Consider the following 19,968-nt stretch of genomic DNA (forward strand, 5'->3'; position numbering starts at 1 on the left):
GCGGCGTGATGCTGAACAAATACCCTCTGTGGAAATACATTCTGATCCTGGCGGTGCTGGCGGTCGGTCTGATTTATTCCGCTCCCAATCTATATCCTGATGATCCGGCCATTCAGATCAGCGGTGCCAGCACTTCGCTGCAGGTGACCCAGGCCGATCTGGATCGCGTGAGCACAGCGCTCAAGGAATCCGGGATCAACGTCAAGGCGGCCACCCTGGCCGAGAGCGGCAAGGGCGGTCTGCTACGCCTGACCAAGGCTGAAGATCAGCTGCCGGCCAAAGACGTTGTGCGCAAGGCATTGGGTGATGACTACGTCGTTGCACTGAACCTGGCGCAAACCACCCCGCAATGGCTGCGCAGCTTTGGCGCGCACCCGATGAAGCTGGGTCTGGACTTGTCCGGTGGTGTGCACTTCCTGCTGGAAGTGGACATGGACAAAGCCCTCGACGCGCGCCTGAAAGTCTACGAAGGCGACGTCAAGAGCCTGTTGCGCAAAGAGAAACTGCGTTATCGCAGCCTGCCGCAAGTCGAGGGTGCCATTCAGCTGGGCTTCACCGATGAAGCTGCCCGCGAACAGGCCCGTGCCCTGATCCGCAAGAATTTCAACGATTTCGACATTGTTCCGGCCGACCTCAATGGCCAGCCGGTGCTGCGTCTGGCGATGACCCCGGCCAAGCTGGCGGAAATCCGCGAATACTCCATCAAGCAGAACTTGACCACGGTACGTAACCGCGTCAACGAGCTGGGTGTGGCCGAACCTATCGTTCAGCGCCAGGGCGCCAACCGCATCGTGGTTGAGCTGCCGGGCGTGCAGGACACCGCAGAAGCCAAGCGTATCCTCGGCAAGACGGCCAACCTCGAATTCCGCCTGGCCGCTGAGCCTGGCGCTTCGAAAGCCACTTCCGAATCCTTCGAGTTCCGTGAAGGCAATCGTCCGCCGGCACAGATCGAGCGTGGCCTGATCATTACCGGTGACCAGGTGACCGACGCCAAGGCTGGCTTCGGCGAGCAAGGCACGCCGGAAGTGAACATCCGCCTGGATGGTCACGGTGGCGAGCTGATGAGTCGTGCGACTCGCAGCAACGTCGGTCGCAGCATGGCGGTGATCTTCATCGAGCAGCGTCCGGTCACCACTTACGTCAAGCAAGTGGTCAACGGCGTCGAGAAAGACGTACCGGTGCAGACCTTCAAGGAAGAGAAGAAGATCATCAGCCTGGCGACCATCCAGTCGCCGCTGGGTGCTCAATTCCGCATCACCGGCCTGAACGGCCAGGGCGAGTCGTCCGAGCTGGCGCTGCTGTTGCGTGCCGGTGGTCTGGCGGCGCCGATGTACTTCGCTGAAGAGCGCACCATTGGCCCGAGCCTGGGTGCCGACAACATCGTCAAAGGTGTCGATGCATCGCTGTGGGGCATGCTGTTCGTCTCGCTGTTCATCATCGCCATCTACCGCTTCTTCGGCATCATCGCCACCGTCGCATTGGCGGTGAACATGGTGCTGCTGCTGGCCTTGATGTCGCTGCTGGGTGCCACGCTGACCCTGCCGGGTATCGCCGGTATCGTCTTGACCATGGGCATGGCGGTCGACGCCAACGTGCTGATCTTCTCGCGGATTCGTGAAGAGATCGCTGCGGGCATGACCGTGCAACGGGCAATCAACGAAGGCTTCGGCCGGGCTTTCACTGCGATTCTCGACTCCAACCTGACCACCTTGCTGGTCGGCGGGATTCTCTTCGCCATGGGCACAGGCCCGGTGAAGGGCTTCGCAGTGACCATGTCCCTCGGGATCTTTACCTCGATGTTCACGGCCATCATGGTGACCCGCGCGATGGTCAACCTGATCTTCGGCGGTCGTGACTTCAAGAAGTTGTGGATTTAAGGGGCTGCCATGTTACGTACAATCAACTTCATGGGCGTTCGCAACGTTGCGTTCGGCGTCACATTGCTCCTTACGGTTCTGGCGTTGTTCAGCTGGTTCAGCAAGGGCCTGAACTACGGGCTGGACTTCACCGGCGGTACGCTCATCGAGCTGACCTACGAGCGTCCGGCCGATGTCACCAAGGTGCGGGAGCAGCTGACGGCGTCGGGTTACAGCGACGCCATCGTGCAGAGCTTTGGCGCGACCACCGATCTGCTGGTGCGCATGCCTGGCGAAGACCCGCAACTGGGTCACCAGGTGGCTGAAGCCCTGCAGAAGGCTGGCGGCGACAACCCGGCCGTGGTGAAGCGCGTCGAGTTCGTTGGCCCGCAGGTCGGTGAAGAACTGCGCGACCAGGGCGGCCTCGGCATGCTGATGGCGCTGGGCGGCATCATGATCTACCTGGCGTTCCGCTTTCAGTGGAAATTCGCGGTCGGTGCCATCGTCTCGTTGATCCACGACGTGGTCGTGACCCTGGGTATCCTGTCGTTCTTCCAGATCACCTTCGACCTGACGGTGCTGGCGGCGGTACTGGCGATCATCGGTTACTCGCTCAACGACACCATCGTGGTATTCGACCGGGTTCGCGAGAACTTTCGGGTGCTGCGCAAGGCCTCGCTGATCGATAACATCAACATCTCGACCACGCAGACCCTGCTGCGGACCATGGCGACTTCGATCTCCACTTTGCTGGCGATCGGCGCGCTGTTGATCTTCGGCGGTGACAACCTGTGGGGCTTCTCCATCGCGCTGTTCGTCGGTGTGATGGCCGGTACCTATTCGTCGATCTACATCGCCAACGTGGTGTTGATCTGGCTGAACCTGAGTACCGAGGACCTGATTCCTCCGGTGGCTACCGACAAGGAAGTCGACGACCGTCCTTGAAGGAACATTCCTCCAGCGGTGTCATCCAAAAAGGCGCGAGTTGAACTCGCGCCTTTTTTTGTGCTCCAAGGCTGGGAGAAGCGCGGGCGCGTCCCGCATGTGATGGTCAGGAGGTTCATGTGAACAAGTCGTTGCTGGTTGGTGCGGTATTGGGTGCTGTCGGTGTGACTGCCGGGGGTGCTGTTGCCACCTACAGCCTGGTTAAAAGCGGCCCTGAGTATGCGCAAGTTCTAGCCGTTGAACCGGTCAAGACACAAATCAAGACGCCACGTGAAGTGTGCAAGGACGTAGCAGTGACCCGGCAGGCGCCGGTCAAAGATCAACACCAGATTATCGGTACCGCCATCGGTGCCGTTGCCGGTGGCTTGCTCGGTAACCAGGTCGGCGGCGGTACGGGCAAGAAAATTGCCACGGTAGCCGGTGCGGTCGGCGGTGGTTACGCGGGTAACAAGGTGCAGGAGGGTATGCAGAATCGCGATACCTACACCACGACCCAGACTCGCTGTAATACAGTGAATGACATCAGTGACAAGGTTGTGGGTTACGACGTGCGTTATTCGCTGGATGGCAAGGAAGGCAAGGTAAGAATGGATCGTGATCCGGGGAACCAGATCCCTGTTGATAAGGAAGGTAAGTTGATCCTGTCGGAGAATCAGCAGGGTCAGTGATCGGCTGGTATCCAGTTAAAAAAGCACCCTGCGGGGTGCTTTTTTTGTGCCCACGATTCATGCGCCACCACAACACCCTGTAGGAGCGAGCTTGCTCGCGAAGAACCCAAGTGCGCCGCGTTTATCCAGATTTCCCGCGTTATCGTTGACGACCTTCGCGAGCAAGCTCGCTCCTACAGTGGGCTTGTGGTGTTTTTGGGGGCGTAAAAAAAGCACCCCGCAGGGTGCTTTTTCTGTCGCTGGAAGCTTAGCGCTTCAGCGAGGCCGGCAGGTGCGGCTGGATCGCCGTCAGCACTGCCTTGAAGCACTTGGTGTTACCGGCAACGATATGGCCTTTCTCGAGGAAGTCGTGACCGCCGGTGAAGTCGCTCACCAGGCCGCCTGCTTCCTGGATCAGCAGGGCGCCTGCTGCCATGTCCCACTCGGACAGGCCCGACTCCCAGAAGGCGTCGAAACGGCCGGCAGCCACATAGGCCAGGTCCAGGCTTGCCGAGCCGGCGCGGCGGATGCCGGCGGTCTGGCCTACCAGGGCGCGGAACATGCCCAGGTAGTTGTCGAGGTTGTCCATTTGGTCGTCACGGAACGGGAAGCCGGTGCCCAGCAGGGCGCCGTCCAGGCTGGTGCGGCCGCTGACGCGCAGGCGACGACCGTTCAGTTGGGCGCCGCGACCACGGCTGGCGGTGAATTCTTCCTGGCGGACCGGGTCCAGGACCACTGCGTGTTCCAGGCGACCGCGGTATTTGCAGGCGATGCTGACTGCGAAGTGAGGAATGCCGCGCAGGAAGTTGGTGGTGCCGTCCAGTGGATCGATGATCCACAGGTATTCTTCGCCTTCGATCCCGCTGCCGGCGTGCATGCCGGTTTCTTCACCCATGATCGAGTGATTCGGGTAGGCCTTGCGCAGCGCGTCGATGATTTTCTGTTCGGCGGCGCGATCCACCTCGGATACGTAATCCTTGGCGTCTTTTTCGTCGACCTTGATGGTATCCAGGCGCTCGATGGAGCGGAAGATCAATTCACTGGCGCTGCGGGCGGCGCGCAGCGCGATATTCAGCATGGGCTGCATGGATGTGTCACCTAAGGTTGTTAAAGAAAGCCGGGCATTCTATCAGAAAGTTTCTACAGGTGAAGGACGGCGTGCGCTTTCGTAGCTTAACGGTAGGAGGAACTGTAAGATTTGCTCCCCTTTGATGTGTTCGAGAGTGCCTCCCTTGCTGCAAAACATTCGTGTCGTCCTGGTCAATACGAGCCACCCCGGGAATATCGGCGGGGCTGCGCGTGCCATGAAGAACATGGGCCTGTCGCGGCTGGTGCTGGTCGAACCGCGGCTGTTCCCGCACCACGAGGCCGATGCCCGTGCATCCGGCGCCGGGGACATCCTTGAAAACGCGCAAGTCGTCGCCACCTTGGAAGATGCCCTGGTCGGCTGCACGCTGGTGCTGGGCACGAGCGCCCGTGACCGGCGTATCCCCTGGCCATTGCTCGATCCGCGCGAATGCGGGGTGAGAGTGGTGGAGGAGGCCGCGCAGGGCACCGAGATTGCGCTGGTGTTCGGTCGTGAAGATTCCGGCCTGACCAATGACGAGCTGCAGCGATGTCATTATCACGTGCACATCCCATCGGACCCCGAGTTCAGTTCGCTGAACCTCGGGGCGGCGGTGCAGGTGTTGAGCTATGAAGTGCGCATGTCCTGGCTCGCGGCCCAAGGTCAGCCGAGCAAGGTCGAGAAGGATGAAGTGGCGTCCACCAAGAGTGGTGAGCTGGCGACCATGGATGAGCTGGAGCGATTCTATGAACACCTGGAGCAGACCCTGGTGGCCATCGAATTCCTCGATCCGGAAAAGCCACGGCACTTGATGGCGCGCCTGCGCCGGTTGTACGGACGAAGCTCGGTCAGCCGGGCGGAAATGAATATATTGCGTGGCATCCTCACGGAAACCCAGAAAGCGGCCCGTGGCGAGCTTCTAAAGCGGAAGGATTAAGAAATGTTCGAGCGTTTGCGTGAAGATATCCAGAGTGTTTTCCATCGTGACCCGGCAGCGCGCAACGCCTTTGAAGTCCTGACCTGCTACCCGGGCATGCACGCCATCTGGATCCATCGCCTGTCGGCGGCCCTGTGGGGCATGGGCTGGAAGTGGCTGGCGCGCCTGGTGTCGAACTTCGGTCGCTGGTTGACCGGGATCGAGATCCATCCGGGCGCCAAGGTCGGGCGTCGCTTCTTTATCGACCATGGCATGGGCATCGTCATCGGTGAAACCGCCGAGATCGGCAACGACGTCACCCTTTATCAGGGCGTGACCCTGGGCGGCACCAGCTGGAACAAGGGCAAGCGTCACCCGACCCTGGAAGATGGCGTGGTGGTCGGCGCGGGCGCCAAGGTGCTGGGGCCGTTCACGGTCGGTGCCGGGGCCAAGGTCGGCTCCAATGCCGTGGTGACCAAGGCGGTTCCGGCCGGGGCGACGGTGGTGGGGATTCCGGGGCGGATCATCGTCAAGTCCGATGACGAGGTCGATGCCAAGCGCAAGGCCATGGCCGAGAAGATCGGCTTCGATGCTTATGGGGTTGGTGAAGATATGCCTGACCCGGTTGCGCGTGCCATCAATCAGTTGCTCGATCACTTGCAGGCGGTTGATGGGCGTCTGGAGGGGATGTGCGGGGCGTTGAAGGATCTGGGCAGTAATTACTGCGCCAAGGAACTGCCTGAGCTGCGGGAAGAAGACTTTGCCTGTGTGAAGGATAAGGATCAGAGTCAGGCCGGCTAGACCGCGTCAACTTCATCGCGAGCAAGCTCGCTCCCACAGGGATTTTCGGTGTTCACGTAATCTGTGCTTCACCCGGGGCCCTGTGGGAGCGAGCTTGCTCGCGATGAACGATAACGCGGTACTGCTGGCTGTACGCCGCCAGCCTTTGCTATGATGCGGCCGCTCTTTTGCGGGTAATCCTGACTAAAGTACTAGGTCTTATAGTTGACTTAAATACTCGGGAATTGCATACTCGCCCCATTCCGAACTCCGTGGTAATTGTCCATGAGACTGACTACAAAAGGCCGATACGCCGTGACCGCCATGCTCGACCTGGCGTTGCACGCGCAGCACGGGCCGGTGTCCCTGGCCGATATCTCCGAGCGCCAAGGCATCTCCCTGTCCTACCTCGAACAGCTGTTCGCCAAGCTGCGCCGCAGCAATCTGGTGTCCAGCGTCCGGGGCCCAGGCGGCGGCTACCAGCTGTCGCGCGACATGCAGGGCATCCAGGTGGCCCAGGTGATCGATGCGGTGAACGAATCGGTCGATGCCACCAAGTGCCAGGGCCAGGGCGATTGCCATCACGGCGACACCTGCCTGACCCACCATTTGTGGTGCGACCTGAGCCTGCAGATTCACGAATTTCTGAGCGGTATCAGCTTGGCTGACCTTGTCACTCGCCGTGAGGTACAAGAAGTAGCCCAGCGTCAGGATCAGCGCCGTTGCAACAGCAAGGCGCCACGCCTGGACAAGATTGAAGCGTCCGCCGTCGAATGACAGCCATAGAGCTAGCGGCACGCCAGCCAGCCTGATTTAGGAGATAGTCCATGAAATTGCCGATTTACCTTGATTACTCTGCGACCACCCCGGTTGATCCGCGTGTCGCGCAAAAGATGAGTGAATGCCTGCTGGTCGACGGAAACTTCGGTAACCCGGCGTCCCGTTCCCACGTGTTCGGCTGGAAAGCTGAAGAGTCCGTCGAAAACGCCCGTCGCCAGGTCGCTGACCTGGTCAACGCCGACCCGCGTGAAATCGTCTGGACCTCCGGTGCCACCGAATCCGACAACCTGGCAATCAAGGGTGCGGCGCATTTCTATGCGACCAAAGGCAAACACCTGATCACCACCAAGATTGAGCACAAGGCTGTCCTCGACACCATGCGCCAACTGGAGCGTGAAGGTTTCGAAGTGACCTACCTCGAGCCGCGCACTGATGGCCTGGTGACACCAGAGATGATCGAAGCCGCCCTGCGCGACGACACCATCCTGGTTTCGGTCATGCACGTTAACAACGAAATCGGCACCATCAACGACATCGCGGCCATCGGTGAACTGCTCCGCTCCAAGGGCATCCTGTTCCACGTCGACGCCGCTCAGTCCACTGGCAAGGTCGAGATCGACCTGCAAAAACTGAAAGTCGACATGATGTCGTTCTCTGCCCACAAAACCTACGGCCCTAAAGGCATCGGCGCGCTGTACGTCAGCCGCAAGCCGCGTGTGCGCATCGAAGCGACCATGCACGGCGGCGGTCACGAGCGTGGCATGCGTTCCGGCACCCTGGCGACCCACCAGATCGTCGGCATGGGTGAAGCTTTCCGCGTAGCCAAGGAAGACATGGCTGCCGAGAACGTGCGGATCAAGGCCCTGAGCGATCGCTTCTTCAAACAGGTCGAAGACCTGGAAGAGCTGTACGTCAACGGCAGCATGACCGCCCGCGTTCCGCACAACCTGAATCTGAGCTTCAACTACGTTGAAGGCGAGTCGCTGATCATGGCGCTCAAGGATCTGGCGGTTTCGTCCGGTTCTGCCTGCACCTCGGCTTCGCTTGAGCCTTCGTACGTACTGCGCGCCCTGGGCCGCAACGACGAACTGGCACATAGCTCGATTCGCTTCACCTTCGGCCGTTTCACCACCGAAGAAGAAATCGACTACGCCGCGCAGAAAGTCTGCGAGGCCGTTACCAAGCTGCGCACCTTGTCGCCGCTGTGGGACATGTACAAAGACGGTGTCGACATTTCGAAAATCGAGTGGGCGGCACACTGATTTCAAGTCGCCGCAAACCGGCCCTGTGAACCCTCGGGTGCAGGGCTTCAAGAGCGACTCTCTGATGAGTGAGGATTAAGAATCATGGCTTACAGCGAAAAGGTCATCGACCACTACGAAAACCCGCGTAACGTCGGCAAGATGGACGCGCAAGACCCGGATGTCGGCACCGGCATGGTCGGCGCTCCGGCGTGCGGCGACGTGATGCGCCTGCAGATCAAGGTTAACGAAGCGGGCATCATCGAAGACGCCAAGTTCAAGACCTACGGTTGCGGTTCGGCTATCGCCTCCAGCTCCCTGGCTACCGAGTGGATGAAAGGCAAGACTCTGGATGAAGCAGAGACCATCAAGAACACTCAGCTGGCCGAAGAACTGGCTCTGCCGCCAGTAAAAATTCACTGCTCCGTACTTGCTGAAGACGCTATCAAAGCGGCCGTTCGCGACTACAAGCAGAAGAAAGGCTTGATCTGACTTTCAAGTTTTGGCGACGAGTAAGGAGTCACCGATGGCTATCAGCATGACAGAAGCGGCAGCTCAACACGTGCGACGCTCCCTCAACGGGCGCGGCAAAGGTGAAGGGATTCGTCTGGGTGTTCGCACCACAGGCTGTTCCGGCCTTGCCTACGTGCTGGAGTTCGTCGACGAGGTGGTCGCAGAGGACCAGGTGTTCGAAAGTCACGGCGAAAAAGTGATCATCGACCCGAAAAGCCTGGCCTACCTGGACGGCACCGAACTCGATTTCGTCAAGGAAGGGTTGAACGAAGGCTTCAAGTTCAACAACCCCAACGTGCGCGGTGAATGTGGCTGCGGCGAAAGCTTCAATATCTGAGGCTTCTTGTGGGTACTCCTTGTCATTTCGCTTTATTTCAGCTGCAACCGAGCTTCAATCTGGATCTCGATCAGCTGGCCACGCGCTACCGTGAGTTGGCGCGCGGTGTTCATCCAGACCGCTTTGCCGACGCTTCCGAGCGTGAGCAGCGGCTGGCGCTAGAGCAATCCGCGAGCCTCAACGAGGCCTACCAGACGCTCAAAAGCTCCCCCAAGCGCGCGCGTTACCTGCTCGCCATGGGTGGTCGCGAGCTGCCGCTGGAGGTCACGGTGCACGATCCGGAGTTCCTTCTGCAGCAGATGGAGCTGCGTGAAGAGCTCGAAGACCTGCAGGACAGCGCCGACATGGCCGGTATTGCAGCGTTCAAGCGTCGCCTGAAAACCGCTCAGGATGAACTGAACCAAAGCTTCGCAGCCTGTTGGGATGATGCGGCGCAACGTGAACAGGCCGAACGCCTGATGCGGCGCATGCAGTTCCTCGACAAGCTCACCTACGAAGTGCGCCAGCTGGAAGAGCGCCTCGACGATTAACCCAGTGCCGCTCCGGTCGCACGCCTGATATACAGATAAGTCCTGATTACGATGGCCCTACTGCAGATCGCCGAACCCGGCCAAAGTCCTCAACCGCACCAGCGTCGTCTGGCTGTGGGGATCGACTTGGGCACTACCAATTCGCTGGTCGCTGCCTTGCGCAGTGGTCTTTCCGAGCCTCTGGCCGACGCTGACGGGCAGGTCATCCTGCCGTCTGCCGTGCGCTATCACGCCGATCGCGTTGAAGTCGGCGAATCCGCCAGGCTGGCTGCCGCTTCCGATCCTTTGAATACCGTGCTGTCGGTCAAGCGCTTGATGGGTCGTGGTCTGTCCGACGTCAAGCAGCTGGGCGACCAATTGCCGTACCGCTTCGTCGGCGGCGAGTCGCACATGCCGTTCATCGATACGATCCAGGGCCCGAAAAGCCCGGTCGAAGTCTCCGCCGATATCCTCAAGGTGTTGCGTCAGCGCGCCGAGGCGACATTGGGTGGCGAACTGGTCGGTGCAGTGATCACCGTTCCGGCCTATTTCGACGACGCTCAGCGTCAAGCCACCAAGGATGCGGCCAAACTGGCCGGTCTGAACGTGTTGCGTCTGCTCAACGAGCCGACCGCCGCCGCGGTGGCTTACGGTCTGGATCAGCACGCTGAAGGCCTGGTCGCCATTTACGACCTGGGTGGCGGCACGTTCGATATCTCGATCCTGCGCCTGACGGGCGGTGTGTTCGAAGTGCTGGCGACCGGCGGCGATAGCGCCCTGGGTGGCGATGACTTCGACCACGCCATCGCCGGCTGGATCATCGAGAGCGCGGGTCTGTCCGCCGACCTTGATCCGGGTGCGCAACGCCACCTGCTGCAAACCGCTTGTGCGGCCAAGGAAGCCCTGACCAATGCCGCGTCCGTCGAAGTCGCTCATGGCGACTGGAAAGCCGGACTGACCCGTGAAGCTTTCAATGCATTGATCGAGCCTATGGTCGCTCGCAGCCTTAAAGCCTGCCGTCGTGCGGTGCGTGATTCCGGTATTGAGCTGGAAGAAGTGCACGCGGTGGTCATGGTTGGCGGCTCGACGCGTGTACCTCGCGTTCGCGAAGCCGTAGCTGAAGCCTTCGGTCGCGAGCCGCTGACCGAAATCGATCCGGATCAAGTGGTAGCCATCGGGGCTGCGATCCAGGCCGATACCCTGGCCGGCAACAAACGCGACGGCGACGAGTTGCTGTTGCTTGACGTGATTCCGTTGTCCCTGGGGCTGGAAACCATGGGCGGCCTGATGGAGAAAGTGATTCCGCGCAACACCACCATCCCCGTCGCCCGTGCCCAGGACTTCACCACTTATAAAGACGGCCAGTCGGCCATGGCGATCCACGTGCTGCAGGGTGAGCGCGAGCTGATCAGCGACTGCCGCTCCCTGGCACGCTTCGAATTGCGCGGCATTCCGGCGATGGTGGCCGGTGCGGCGAAGATTCGTGTGACCTTCCAGGTCGATGCCGACGGTCTGCTCAGTGTTGCGGCGCGCGAACTGGGTTCGGGTGTCGAGGCCAGCATCCAGGTCAAGCCGTCCTACGGCCTGACCGACGGCGAAATCGCCAAGATGCTCAAGGACTCGTTCCAGCACGCCAATGACGACAAGGTTGCCCGTGTGCTGCGTGAGCAGCAGGTCGATGCCCGGCGCCTGCTCGAAGCGGTGCAGGGTGCCCTCGATGCCGACGGCGAGCGCCTGCTCGACGCCGAAGAGCGCATGGTCATCGAACTGCAGATGCAGGAACTGACCGAACTGATGAAAGGCACCGATGGTTACGCCATCGAGCAACAGACCAAGCGTCTGTCGCAAGTGACCGATGCCTTTGCCGCCCGCCGCCTGGACTCGACGGTGAAAGCCGCGCTGGCGGGGCGCAACCTGAATGAAATCGAGGATAATTGATGCCGCAGGTCATTTTTCTACCACACGATAAGTTTTGCCCGGATGGCATGGTTGTGGAGGCTGAGCCGGGTACCTCCATTCTCGAGCTGGCCCATGAACACCATATCGAGATGGAAAGCGCCTGTGGCGGCGTCTGCGCCTGCACCACCTGTCATTGCATCATCCGCGAAGGTTTCGACTCGCTGGAAGAAGCCGATGAGCTGGAAGAGGACTTTCTTGATCGGGCCTGGGGTCTGGAAGCGCAATCGCGCCTAGGCTGTCAGGCGATCGTCGGGACCGAAGACCTGACCGTCGAAATTCCGAAATACTCGCTCAACCATGCCGCCGAAGCGCCGCACTGATTCAAGGAACCGACATGAGTCTGAAATGGGTTGATGTGCTGGAAATCGCGATTCAGCTGGCTGAATCGAAGCCGGAAGTGGATCCGCGCTACGTGAACTTCGTCGATCTGCACAAATGGGTGCTGGCATTGCCCGAGTTCAGCGATGATCCGACCCGCGGTGGCGAGAAGGTGCTTGAAGCCATTCAGGCCGCCTGGATCGAAGAAGCAGATTAACTCTGCACCGTACGCAGTTAGGCAATACCCAAGAACCCGCGTATAATTCGCGGGTTTAATTTTTCACAAATTACCGTTTCTGGAGTTACACCATGGCTGTTCAACGTACTTTCTCCATCATCAAGCCTGACGCTGTTGCTAAAAACGTTATCGGCGAGATCACCACTCGTTTCGAAAAAGCTGGCCTGCGCGTTGTAGCTTCGAAACTGAAGCAACTGTCCAAAGCCGAAGCTGAAGGCTTCTACGCTGAGCACAGCGCTCGTGGTTTCTTCGGCGACCTGGTTGCTTTCATGATCTCCGGTCCGGTTGTCGTTCAGGTTCTGGAAGGCGAAAACGCTATCGCTCTGAACCGTGAGCTGATGGGCGCTACCAACCCTAAAGAAGCTGCTGCCGGTACCATCCGTGCTGACTTCGCTGATTCCATCGATGCCAACGCTGTGCACGGTTCGGACTCCGAAGCCGCTGCTGCTCGCGAAATCTCGTACTTCTTCGCAGCTACTGAAGTAACCACTCGCTAAGCATTGGCTTAAGAGTGAAGGTGAATCCATGACTACATCGACTGTAAAAACCAACCTGCTGGGTCTGACTCAACAGGAAATGGAAAAATTCTTCGACTCGATCGGGGAGAAGCGTTTCCGTGCCGGTCAGGTAATGAAATGGATTCACCACCTTGGCGTCGATGATTTCGACGCCATGACGAACGTCAGCAAGGCCTTGCGCGACAAGCTCAAGGCCATTGCCGAAGTTCGCGGCCCCGAAGTGGTCAGCGAGGACATTTCCACCGACGGCACCCGTAAGTGGGTGGTGCGCGTGGCGTCCGGCAGCTGCGTCGAGACCGTGTACATTCCCCAGGGCAAACGCGGCACTTTGTGCGTTTCGTCCCAGGCAGGCTGTGCCCTGGACTGCAGTTTCTGCTCCACCGGCAAGCAAGGTTTCAACAGCAACCTCACCGCCGCCGAAGTCATCGGCCAGGTGTGGATTGCCAATAAATCGTTCGGCAGCATCCCGGCGACCGCCGACCGTGCCATCACCAACGTGGTGATGATGGGCATGGGTGAGCCGCTGCTGAACTTCGACAACGTCGTGGCCGCCATGCATCTGATGATGGATGACCTGGGCTACGGGATCTCCAAGCGCCGCGTGACCCTGTCCACCTCGGGCGTGGTGCCGATGATCGATGAGCTGTCCAAGCACATCGACGTCTCCCTGGCGTTGTCACTGCACGCTCCAAATGACGCATTGCGTAACCAGTTGGTGCCGATCAACAAGAAGTATCCGCTCAAGATGCTGCTTGAGTCGTGCCAGCGCTACATGTCGTCCCTCGGTGAAAAGCGCGTGCTGACCATCGAGTACACCTTGCTCAAGGACATCAACGACAAGGTCGAGCACGCGGTCGAAATGATCGAGTTGCTCAAGAACATCCCGTGCAAGATCAACCTGATTCCGTTCAACCCGTTCCCGCACTCCGGTTACGAGCGTCCGAGCAACAACGCGATTCGACGGTTCCAGGATCAGCTTCACCATGCCGGCTTCAATGTCACCGTACGCACCACTCGTGGTGAAGACATCGACGCCGCGTGTGGCCAATTGGTAGGGCAGGTGCTGGATCGCACCCGTCGCAGCGAACGTTATATCGCCGTGCGCGAGTTGAGCGCCGAAAACGATATCGCACAGAACGCTGCGAACAATAATTAAGAGAGGATCTCTATGTCCCTGCGCTTCGCGCTGCTTGTGCTGTTGGCCAGTCTTTGTACTGGTTGTGTCCTGTCGGGCGATTTCAACCCGATGAAGACCAGCAAAGGCCGCGATGAAGCGCGGGTCGCCTATGTGCAATTGGGGCTTGGCTACCTGCAACAGGGCATGACCGAGCGCGCCAAGGTGCCGCTGAAGAAGGCGTTGGAACTGGACAGCTCGGACCCTGACGCCAATGCGGCGCTGGGGCTGGTGTTCCAGGCCGAGATGGAGCCGGAACTGGCCGACCAGCATTTTCAAAAGGCGCTGTCTGCCCGCGCCGACGATGCGCGCATCCTGAACAACTACGGCAGTTTTCTTTTCGAACAGAAACGTTACAAAGAGGCTTACGAGCGCTTCGAGCAGGCCGCCGCCGATACCCTGTATCCTGAGCGTTCGCGAGTATTCGAGAACCTGGGCATGACCGCTTCCAAACTGGGCCAGCGTGACCTGGCTCAGCAACAACTGGAAAAAGCCCTGCGCTTGAACCGTCAACAGCCACGTGCCTTGCTGGAAATGGCTGAGTTGTCTTACGAAGACAGGCATTATGTGCCCGCGCGTGACTATTACGACCGTTTTAGCCAGCTCACCGAGCAAAATGCACGTAGTCTATTGCTCGGCGTGCGGCTGGCAAAAGTGTTTGAAGATCGCGACAAGGCTGCCAGTTTTGGCCTGCAACTAAAACGACTCTATCCGGGTACGCCGGAATATCAGCAATACCTGTCGGAGCAATGATGAAAGCGGCGCATCCCGAAGTTGTAGCAGCGAATCGCGTTAATCCCGGTGAGACATTGCGCCAGGCTCGCGAAAGCAATGGCTGGTCGCTGGCCGAAGTGGCCCTCAAGCTCAACCTCACCGTCAATTCCCTGAGCAATCTGGAAGCCGGCGCTTTCGACAAGCTGCCTGGGCACACCTTTGCCCGCGGCTATATCCGCGCCTACGCCAAATTGCTGGGCATGGATCAAACCGTGCTGGTGCAGCAGTTCGACCTGTCCACCGGCACCGACTCCCAGGGCAGCAGCGTCCACAGCCTGGGTCGTATTGAAGAGCCGGTGCGGGTTTCCCACACCATTTTGCGAATTGTCAGCCTGCTGTTGCTGGTCGCGGTGATCGGTGGCGGGTTTATCTGGTGGCAGGATCAGACTTCGTCGCGCACCAAGGACCCGATCAGCCTGAGCCCGGAACACGTGGAAGTCGAAGGTGCCGATGGCACGACGCAAATCCATCCGCTGGACGAGCCGGAAGACCAGGCCGTCGCGCAAGGCCAGGCTGAAGGCACCACCGCGCTCGCCTTGCCGCAAGCCGACACTTCCGCGGACACCTCGATCGACACTGAAGCCACCGCGCCCGCTGCACCGGCGCCCGGCACCACGCCGATCGTCAGCACTCCGGCAACGCCGGCTCCCGCTGTGCCCGCAGTACCGGCCCCCGTGGTCACCACTCCGGTGGCGCCGACCGTTCCGGCTCCTGCCGCGGCGGCTCCGGTTGCCGGCCAGGGTCAGGTTCAACTGCGATTCACCGCCGATTGCTGGACGCAAGTCACCGACGGTACCGGCAAGGTGCTGTTGAGTGGTCTCAAGCGCAAGGGCGAAAACGTTTCCGTCAGCGGCAAACCACCCTTTACCGTGCGCCTGGGCTTTGCCCGTGGTGCGCAGGTCAGTTACAACGGGCAGGTGGTTGATGTCGCTCCGTTCACCAGTGGCGAGACTGCTCGCCTGAAGTTGGGTCAATAAGTCATGCACGGCGAATCTCCAATCAAACGTCGCGAATCCCGCAAGATCTGGGTCGGTAACGTGCCTGTGGGCGGCGATGCGCCGATCGCGGTGCAGAGCATGACCAACAGCGACACCAATGACGTGGCCGCCACCGTGGCCCAGATCAATCGCCTGGAAGCCGCCGGTGTCGATATCGTGCGCATTTCCGTGCCGGATATGGACGCCGCCGAAGCGTTCGGCAAGATCAAGCAGCTGGTCAAGGTGCCTCTGGTTGCCGACATCCACTTCGACTACAAGATCGCACTGCGCGTAGCCGAACTGGGCGTGGACTGCCTGCGCATCAACCCGGGCAACATCGGTCGCGAAGACCGTGTGCGCGCCGTGGTCGATGCCGCCCGCGATCGCGGGATTCCGATCCGGATCGGCGTCAACGCCGGTTCCCTGGAAAAAGACCTGCAAAAGAAATACGGCGAGCCGACCCCGGCGGCGCTGGTCGAGTCTGCCTTGCGTCACGTCGAGCACCTGGAGCGCCTGAACTTCCAGGACTTCAAGGTCAGCGTGAAAGCCTCGGACGTGTTCATGGCCGTCGCAGCGTATCGCTTGCTGGCCAAGGAAATCGTCCAGCCGCTGCACCTGGGGATCACCGAAGCCGGTGGTTTGCGTTCAGGCACGGTGAAATCCGCCGTGGGCCTCGGTATGCTGCTTGCCGAAGGGATTGGCGATACTATTCGCATCTCGTTGGCGGCCGACCCGGTCGAGGAAGTGAAAGTCGGCTACGACATTCTCAAATCCCTGCACCTGCGTTCCCGTGGCATCAACTTCATCGCCTGCCCGAGCTGCTCGCGGCAGAACTTCGATGTGGTCAAGACCATGAACGAGCTGGAAGGGCGCCTCGAAGACCTGCTGGTGCCGCTGGATGTGGCGGTCATCGGTTGCGTGGTCAACGGGCCGGGCGAAGCCAAGGAAGCCCATATCGGCTTGACCGGCGGCACGCCCAACCTGATTTACATCGACGGCAAGCCGTCGCAGAAACTGACGAATGACAATCTGGTGGATGAGCTTGAACGCTTGATCCGCCAGAAAGCGGCCGAAAAGGTCGAAGCCGACGCGGCTGTAATCGCTCGCGGCTGATCGAACGAATTTAAGGATTTAAAGTGAGCAAGTCTCTGCAAGCCATACGTGGCATGAACGATATCCTGCCCGAACAGACTCCCCTGTGGCGTCATTTCGAGGGCACCGTCTCGCGTCTGCTGGATAACTACGGTTACAAGCAGATCCGCATGCCGATCGTCGAGTTCACCGAGCTGTTCAAGCGCTCGATCGGTGAAGTGACCGACATCGTCGAAAAAGAGATGTACACCTTCGACGACCGCAACGGCGATTCCCTGACCCTGCGCCCTGAAGGCACGGCGGCCTGCGTGCGTGCGGTGCTCGAGCACGGCATCACCGGCGGTGGCCAGGTGCAGAAACTCTGGTACATCGGCCCGATGTTCCGCCACGAACGTCCACAGAAAGGCCGTTATCGCCAGTTCCACCAGATCGGTTGCGAAGTCTTCAACCTCGACGGTCCGGACATCGATGCCGAGCTGATCGTGCTGACCTGGCGCCTGTGGGGCGAGCTGGGCATCCGTGATGCGGTCAAGCTCGAACTCAACAGCCTGGGCACCGCTGAGTCCCGCGGTCGCTATCGCGAAGCGCTGGTCGAGTTCCTCTCGGCCCGCCTGGACAAGCTGGACGAAGACAGCCAGCGCCGTTTGAAGACCAACCCATTGCGGGTTCTGGATACCAAGAACGCCGACACTCAAGCGGTACTGGTGGACGCGCCGAAAATGGCCGACTACCTCGACGAAGAATCCCGCGTGCACTTCGAGGGCCTCAAGGCTCGCCTGGACACCGCCGGCATTCCTTACGTGATCAACCCGAAGCTGGTTCGCGGGCTGGATTACTACAGCAAGACCGTTTTCGAATGGGTCACCGACAAGCTCGGCGCCCAGGGCACCGTGTGTGCCGGTGGTCGTTACGACGGTCTGGTGGAGCAGATGGGCGGCAAGCCGACCCCTGGCGTCGGTTTCGCCATGGGTATCGAGCGTCTGGTGCTGTTGCTTGAAACCCTGGAGCAGATCCCGGAAGAAATTTCCCGTCAGGTCGACGTCTACCTCTGCGCCTTCGGTGAAGAAGCCGAGCTGGCCGGCCTGGCCTTGAGTGAGCGTGTTCGGGATCAATTGCCCAACCTGCGCCTGCAAGTCAATGCCGGCGCCGGCAGCTTCAAAAGCCAGTTCAAGAAGGCCGACAAGAGCGGTGCGCTGTACGCGCTGATCCTCGGCGATGATGAAATGGCCCAGCAAGTGGTAGGTTTCAAACCCCTGCGTGGCCAGGGCGAACAACAAAGCATTGCCTGGGATGCGCTTGCTGCACACCTGGCCACCTGCGTCGTGCAGGGTTGAAGCTGTCAAACAGCCGATTTAGCGATTAAGGAGTATTGGGGTGTCGAGTACCGAAGACGAACAGCTGGCGGATTTGAAGGACTGGTGGACACGCAACGGCAAGCCCCTGGTCACTGGCGGCCTGTTGGCGCTGGTCATCGTGTTCGGCTGGCAGGCCTGGCAGAAGTATCAGAGCAATCAGTCGCAAGGCGCCTCGATTCTCTATCAGCAATTGCTCGAAACCACGCTGACGCCTGACGGCAAGCCTGATGCCGCCCGGGTTTCGGACCTGGCCGGCAAGCTCAACAGCGAGTTCGGCGGCAGCGCCTACGCGCAGTACGGCAGCCTGTTCGTGGCGAAAGTCGCGGTCGACAGCGGCAAGCTGGACGACGCGGCGGCCGAGCTGAAAGCCATCGTTGCCAAACCGGCCAACCCGGCACTGAAAGAAATTGCCCGTCAGCGCCTGGCGCAGGTGCTGGCCGCGCAGGACAAGGCCGATGAAGCCCTGAAACTGCTCGAAGGCGATGCCGATGCCGCTTTCCTGGCCACTCGCGAGGAGCTCAAGGGCGACCTGCTGGTGCAGTTGGGTCGTACCGACGAAGCGAACGCGGCGTATCAAAAAGCCAAGGCGGCACTGTCGGATGAAGCGGCAGTCGGCGGCCTACAAATCAAGCTGGACGACCTGGCCAAAGGGGATGCGTGACGTGATTCGTTGGAAACATGCAGCATTGCTGGCTCTGGCCGTACTGGCCGCGGGTTGCAGCAGCAACAGCAAGAAAGAACTGCCACCGGCCGAGTTGACCGACTTCAAGGAAGAAGTGGTTCTGCAGAAGCAGTGGAGTCGTTCGATCGGTGACGGTCAGGGCGAAACCTACAACATGCTGGTTCCGGCGGTCGATGGCGATACCATCTATGCTGCCGACGTTACCGGTGAGGTGATGGCGCTGGATCGCAGCACCGGCGACGTCAAATGGGAGAAGGATCTCGATCTGCCTGTTTCCGGTGCCGTCGGCGTGGCTTACGGGTTGCTCACCATCGGCACGCTCAAGGGTGAAATCGTTGCCCTCGATGCGAGCAGCGGCGAAGAGAAATGGCGCGCTCGCGTGTCCAGCGAAGTGCTCGCGCCGCCGGCCAACAACGGTGACGTGGTGGTGGTGCAGACTCAGGACGATCGTCTGATCGGCCTGGATGCCGCGACCGGCAACCAGCGCTGGTTGTATGACAGCACCCCAGCCGTCCTGACCCTGCGCGGCACCAGTGCGCCGATCGTCACCAATCGCCTCGCGGTGGCTGGCCTGTCGACGGGTAAAGTGGTCGCTCTCGATATCTCCAACGGCGTGCCGGTGTGGGAACAACGGGTGGCGATTCCACAGGGCCGTTCGGAACTGGAGCGTGTGGTCGATATCGACGGTGGCCTGCTGTTGTCCGGCAGTACGCTGTATGTCGCCAGTTACCAGGGTCGCGTTGCGGCACTGGACCTGGATAGCGGTCGTCAGCTCTGGCAGCGTGATGCTTCCAGCTATGCCGGTGTCGCCCAGGGTTTCGGCAGCGTCTATGTGAGCCTGTCTTCGGGCACTGTCGAAGGCATCGACGAACGTTCCACCACAGCCTTGTGGAGCAACGATTCGCTGGCTCGCCGTCAGCTGTCGGCTCCGGAAGTGTTTTCCAGCTACGTGGCAGTCGGTGACCTGGAAGGTTACCTGCACCTGCTGAGTCAGGTGGACGGTCGTTTCGTCGGCCGCGAGCGCATCGACAGCGATGGCCTGCGTGCCCGTCCGCTGGTGGTGGGTGATACGATTTATGTATATGGCAACAGTGGCAAACTGGAAGCCCTGACCATTAAGTAAGAACTATGCTTGGGGTTAACACCCCAGGCTGCTTCACTTGTGGGTATGAATGTGGGAGCGAGCCTGCTCGCGATGGACGTCAACGATTACGTTGGCGACCTGAATATACGCGGTGTCTTTGCGTTTTTCGCGAGCAAGCTCGCTCCTACAGAAAAACACACAGTGATT

At 60.1% G+C, this 19,968-nt stretch carries 22 protein-coding genes; 21 read left to right on the plus strand and 1 reads right to left on the minus strand.

Annotated features, from left to right (window positions below; translation table 11 throughout):
• The first annotated feature begins 8 nt into the window (after positions 1-8).
• From secD to ACA041_RS04790, 3 genes are all read left to right on the plus strand, one after another.
• Positions 9-1,877 carry a protein translocase subunit SecD gene (gene secD / locus ACA041_RS04780; protein ID WP_497440104.1) on the plus strand — a complete coding sequence of 623 codons (1,869 nt, stop codon included), beginning with the start codon at positions 9-11 and terminating at the stop codon, positions 1,875-1,877.
• Positions 1,878-1,886: 9 nt separating this feature from the next.
• Positions 1,887-2,801 carry a protein translocase subunit SecF gene (gene secF, locus ACA041_RS04785; RefSeq protein WP_497440105.1) on the plus strand — a complete coding sequence of 305 codons (915 nt, stop codon included), beginning with the start codon at positions 1,887-1,889 and terminating at the stop codon, positions 2,799-2,801.
• A gap of 119 nt (positions 2,802-2,920) precedes the next feature.
• Positions 2,921-3,469: a glycine zipper 2TM domain-containing protein gene (locus ACA041_RS04790; RefSeq protein ID WP_497440106.1), complete on the plus strand. Its 549-nt coding sequence runs from the start codon at positions 2,921-2,923 to the stop codon at positions 3,467-3,469.
• A gap of 247 nt (positions 3,470-3,716) precedes the next feature.
• Here ACA041_RS04790 and suhB read toward each other — a convergent pair whose 3' ends face one another.
• Positions 3,717-4,535, minus strand: coding sequence for a type III secretion system regulator SuhB (gene suhB / locus ACA041_RS04795; protein ID WP_008070994.1), 819 nt, complete (start codon positions 4,533-4,535; stop codon positions 3,717-3,719).
• A 145-nt stretch (positions 4,536-4,680) separates the two neighbouring features.
• On the opposite strand from suhB, the gene trmJ reads away from it, so the two are divergent.
• From trmJ to bamB, 18 genes are all read left to right on the plus strand, one after another.
• On the plus strand, positions 4,681-5,451 hold the full coding sequence (gene trmJ / locus ACA041_RS04800; RefSeq protein WP_128869516.1) for a tRNA (cytosine(32)/uridine(32)-2'-O)-methyltransferase TrmJ: 771 nt from the start codon (positions 4,681-4,683) through the stop codon (positions 5,449-5,451).
• A gap of 3 nt (positions 5,452-5,454) precedes the next feature.
• The gene (gene cysE, locus ACA041_RS04805) at positions 5,455-6,231 is read left to right on the plus strand and encodes a serine O-acetyltransferase (protein ID WP_497440107.1); all 777 of its coding nucleotides are present in this window, start codon (positions 5,455-5,457) and stop codon (positions 6,229-6,231) included.
• Positions 6,232-6,495: 264 nt separating this feature from the next.
• Entirely contained in the window at positions 6,496-6,987 is a 492-nt protein-coding gene (gene iscR / locus ACA041_RS04810; protein ID WP_150748552.1) for a Fe-S cluster assembly transcriptional regulator IscR, read from the plus strand.
• A 50-nt stretch (positions 6,988-7,037) separates the two neighbouring features.
• Positions 7,038-8,252: an IscS subfamily cysteine desulfurase gene (locus ACA041_RS04815; RefSeq protein WP_497440108.1), complete on the plus strand. Its 1,215-nt coding sequence runs from the start codon at positions 7,038-7,040 to the stop codon at positions 8,250-8,252.
• A gap of 84 nt (positions 8,253-8,336) precedes the next feature.
• The gene (iscU, locus tag ACA041_RS04820) at positions 8,337-8,723 is read left to right on the plus strand and encodes a Fe-S cluster assembly scaffold IscU (RefSeq protein ID WP_150798805.1); all 387 of its coding nucleotides are present in this window, start codon (positions 8,337-8,339) and stop codon (positions 8,721-8,723) included.
• 34 nt (positions 8,724-8,757) lie between these two features.
• Positions 8,758-9,081, plus strand: coding sequence for an iron-sulfur cluster assembly protein IscA (gene iscA, locus ACA041_RS04825; protein WP_007903589.1), 324 nt, complete (start codon positions 8,758-8,760; stop codon positions 9,079-9,081).
• Between the two features lie 8 nt (positions 9,082-9,089).
• Positions 9,090-9,611, plus strand: a complete 522-nt coding sequence (hscB, locus tag ACA041_RS04830; protein ID WP_497440109.1) for a co-chaperone HscB — start codon at positions 9,090-9,092, stop codon at positions 9,609-9,611.
• A gap of 51 nt (positions 9,612-9,662) precedes the next feature.
• On the plus strand, positions 9,663-11,528 hold the full coding sequence (hscA, locus tag ACA041_RS04835) for a Fe-S protein assembly chaperone HscA (RefSeq protein WP_497440110.1): 1,866 nt from the start codon (positions 9,663-9,665) through the stop codon (positions 11,526-11,528).
• Positions 11,528-11,869 carry an ISC system 2Fe-2S type ferredoxin gene (gene fdx / locus ACA041_RS04840; protein ID WP_059403383.1) on the plus strand — a complete coding sequence of 114 codons (342 nt, stop codon included), beginning with the start codon at positions 11,528-11,530 and terminating at the stop codon, positions 11,867-11,869. The genes hscA and fdx overlap by 1 nt, the downstream gene beginning before the upstream one ends.
• Positions 11,870-11,883: 14 nt before the next feature.
• Positions 11,884-12,084 (plus strand): Fe-S cluster assembly protein IscX, encoded by a 201-nt coding sequence (gene iscX / locus ACA041_RS04845; protein WP_017340315.1) that lies wholly within the window; start codon positions 11,884-11,886, stop codon positions 12,082-12,084.
• Between the two features lie 92 nt (positions 12,085-12,176).
• The gene (gene ndk, locus ACA041_RS04850; protein WP_007916882.1) at positions 12,177-12,602 is read left to right on the plus strand and encodes a nucleoside-diphosphate kinase; all 426 of its coding nucleotides are present in this window, start codon (positions 12,177-12,179) and stop codon (positions 12,600-12,602) included.
• A gap of 28 nt (positions 12,603-12,630) precedes the next feature.
• The gene (rlmN, locus tag ACA041_RS04855) at positions 12,631-13,779 is read left to right on the plus strand and encodes a dual-specificity RNA methyltransferase RlmN (RefSeq protein ID WP_074873948.1); all 1,149 of its coding nucleotides are present in this window, start codon (positions 12,631-12,633) and stop codon (positions 13,777-13,779) included.
• A 12-nt stretch (positions 13,780-13,791) separates the two neighbouring features.
• Positions 13,792-14,550 carry a type IV pilus biogenesis/stability protein PilW gene (gene pilW / locus ACA041_RS04860; RefSeq protein ID WP_497440111.1) on the plus strand — a complete coding sequence of 253 codons (759 nt, stop codon included), beginning with the start codon at positions 13,792-13,794 and terminating at the stop codon, positions 14,548-14,550.
• Positions 14,550-15,548: a RodZ domain-containing protein gene (locus tag ACA041_RS04865; RefSeq protein ID WP_497442007.1), complete on the plus strand. Its 999-nt coding sequence runs from the start codon at positions 14,550-14,552 to the stop codon at positions 15,546-15,548. Before pilW ends, ACA041_RS04865 begins: the two co-directional genes overlap by 1 nt.
• A 3-nt stretch (positions 15,549-15,551) precedes the next feature.
• The gene (gene ispG / locus ACA041_RS04870) at positions 15,552-16,661 is read left to right on the plus strand and encodes a flavodoxin-dependent (E)-4-hydroxy-3-methylbut-2-enyl-diphosphate synthase (RefSeq protein WP_010457850.1); all 1,110 of its coding nucleotides are present in this window, start codon (positions 15,552-15,554) and stop codon (positions 16,659-16,661) included.
• Between the two features lie 23 nt (positions 16,662-16,684).
• Complete coding sequence (hisS, locus tag ACA041_RS04875; RefSeq protein ID WP_497440112.1) at positions 16,685-17,974, plus strand: histidine--tRNA ligase; 1,290 nt, start codon at positions 16,685-16,687, stop codon at positions 17,972-17,974.
• A gap of 40 nt (positions 17,975-18,014) precedes the next feature.
• Complete coding sequence (locus ACA041_RS04880; RefSeq protein ID WP_497440113.1) at positions 18,015-18,656, plus strand: tetratricopeptide repeat protein; 642 nt, start codon at positions 18,015-18,017, stop codon at positions 18,654-18,656.
• On the plus strand, positions 18,649-19,800 hold the full coding sequence (bamB, locus tag ACA041_RS04885; protein WP_497440114.1) for an outer membrane protein assembly factor BamB: 1,152 nt from the start codon (positions 18,649-18,651) through the stop codon (positions 19,798-19,800). Before ACA041_RS04880 ends, bamB begins: the two co-directional genes overlap by 8 nt.
• Positions 19,801-19,968 lie beyond the last annotated feature (168 nt).

The sequence above is a fragment of the Pseudomonas sp. LBUM1676 genome (assembly GCF_059695605.1).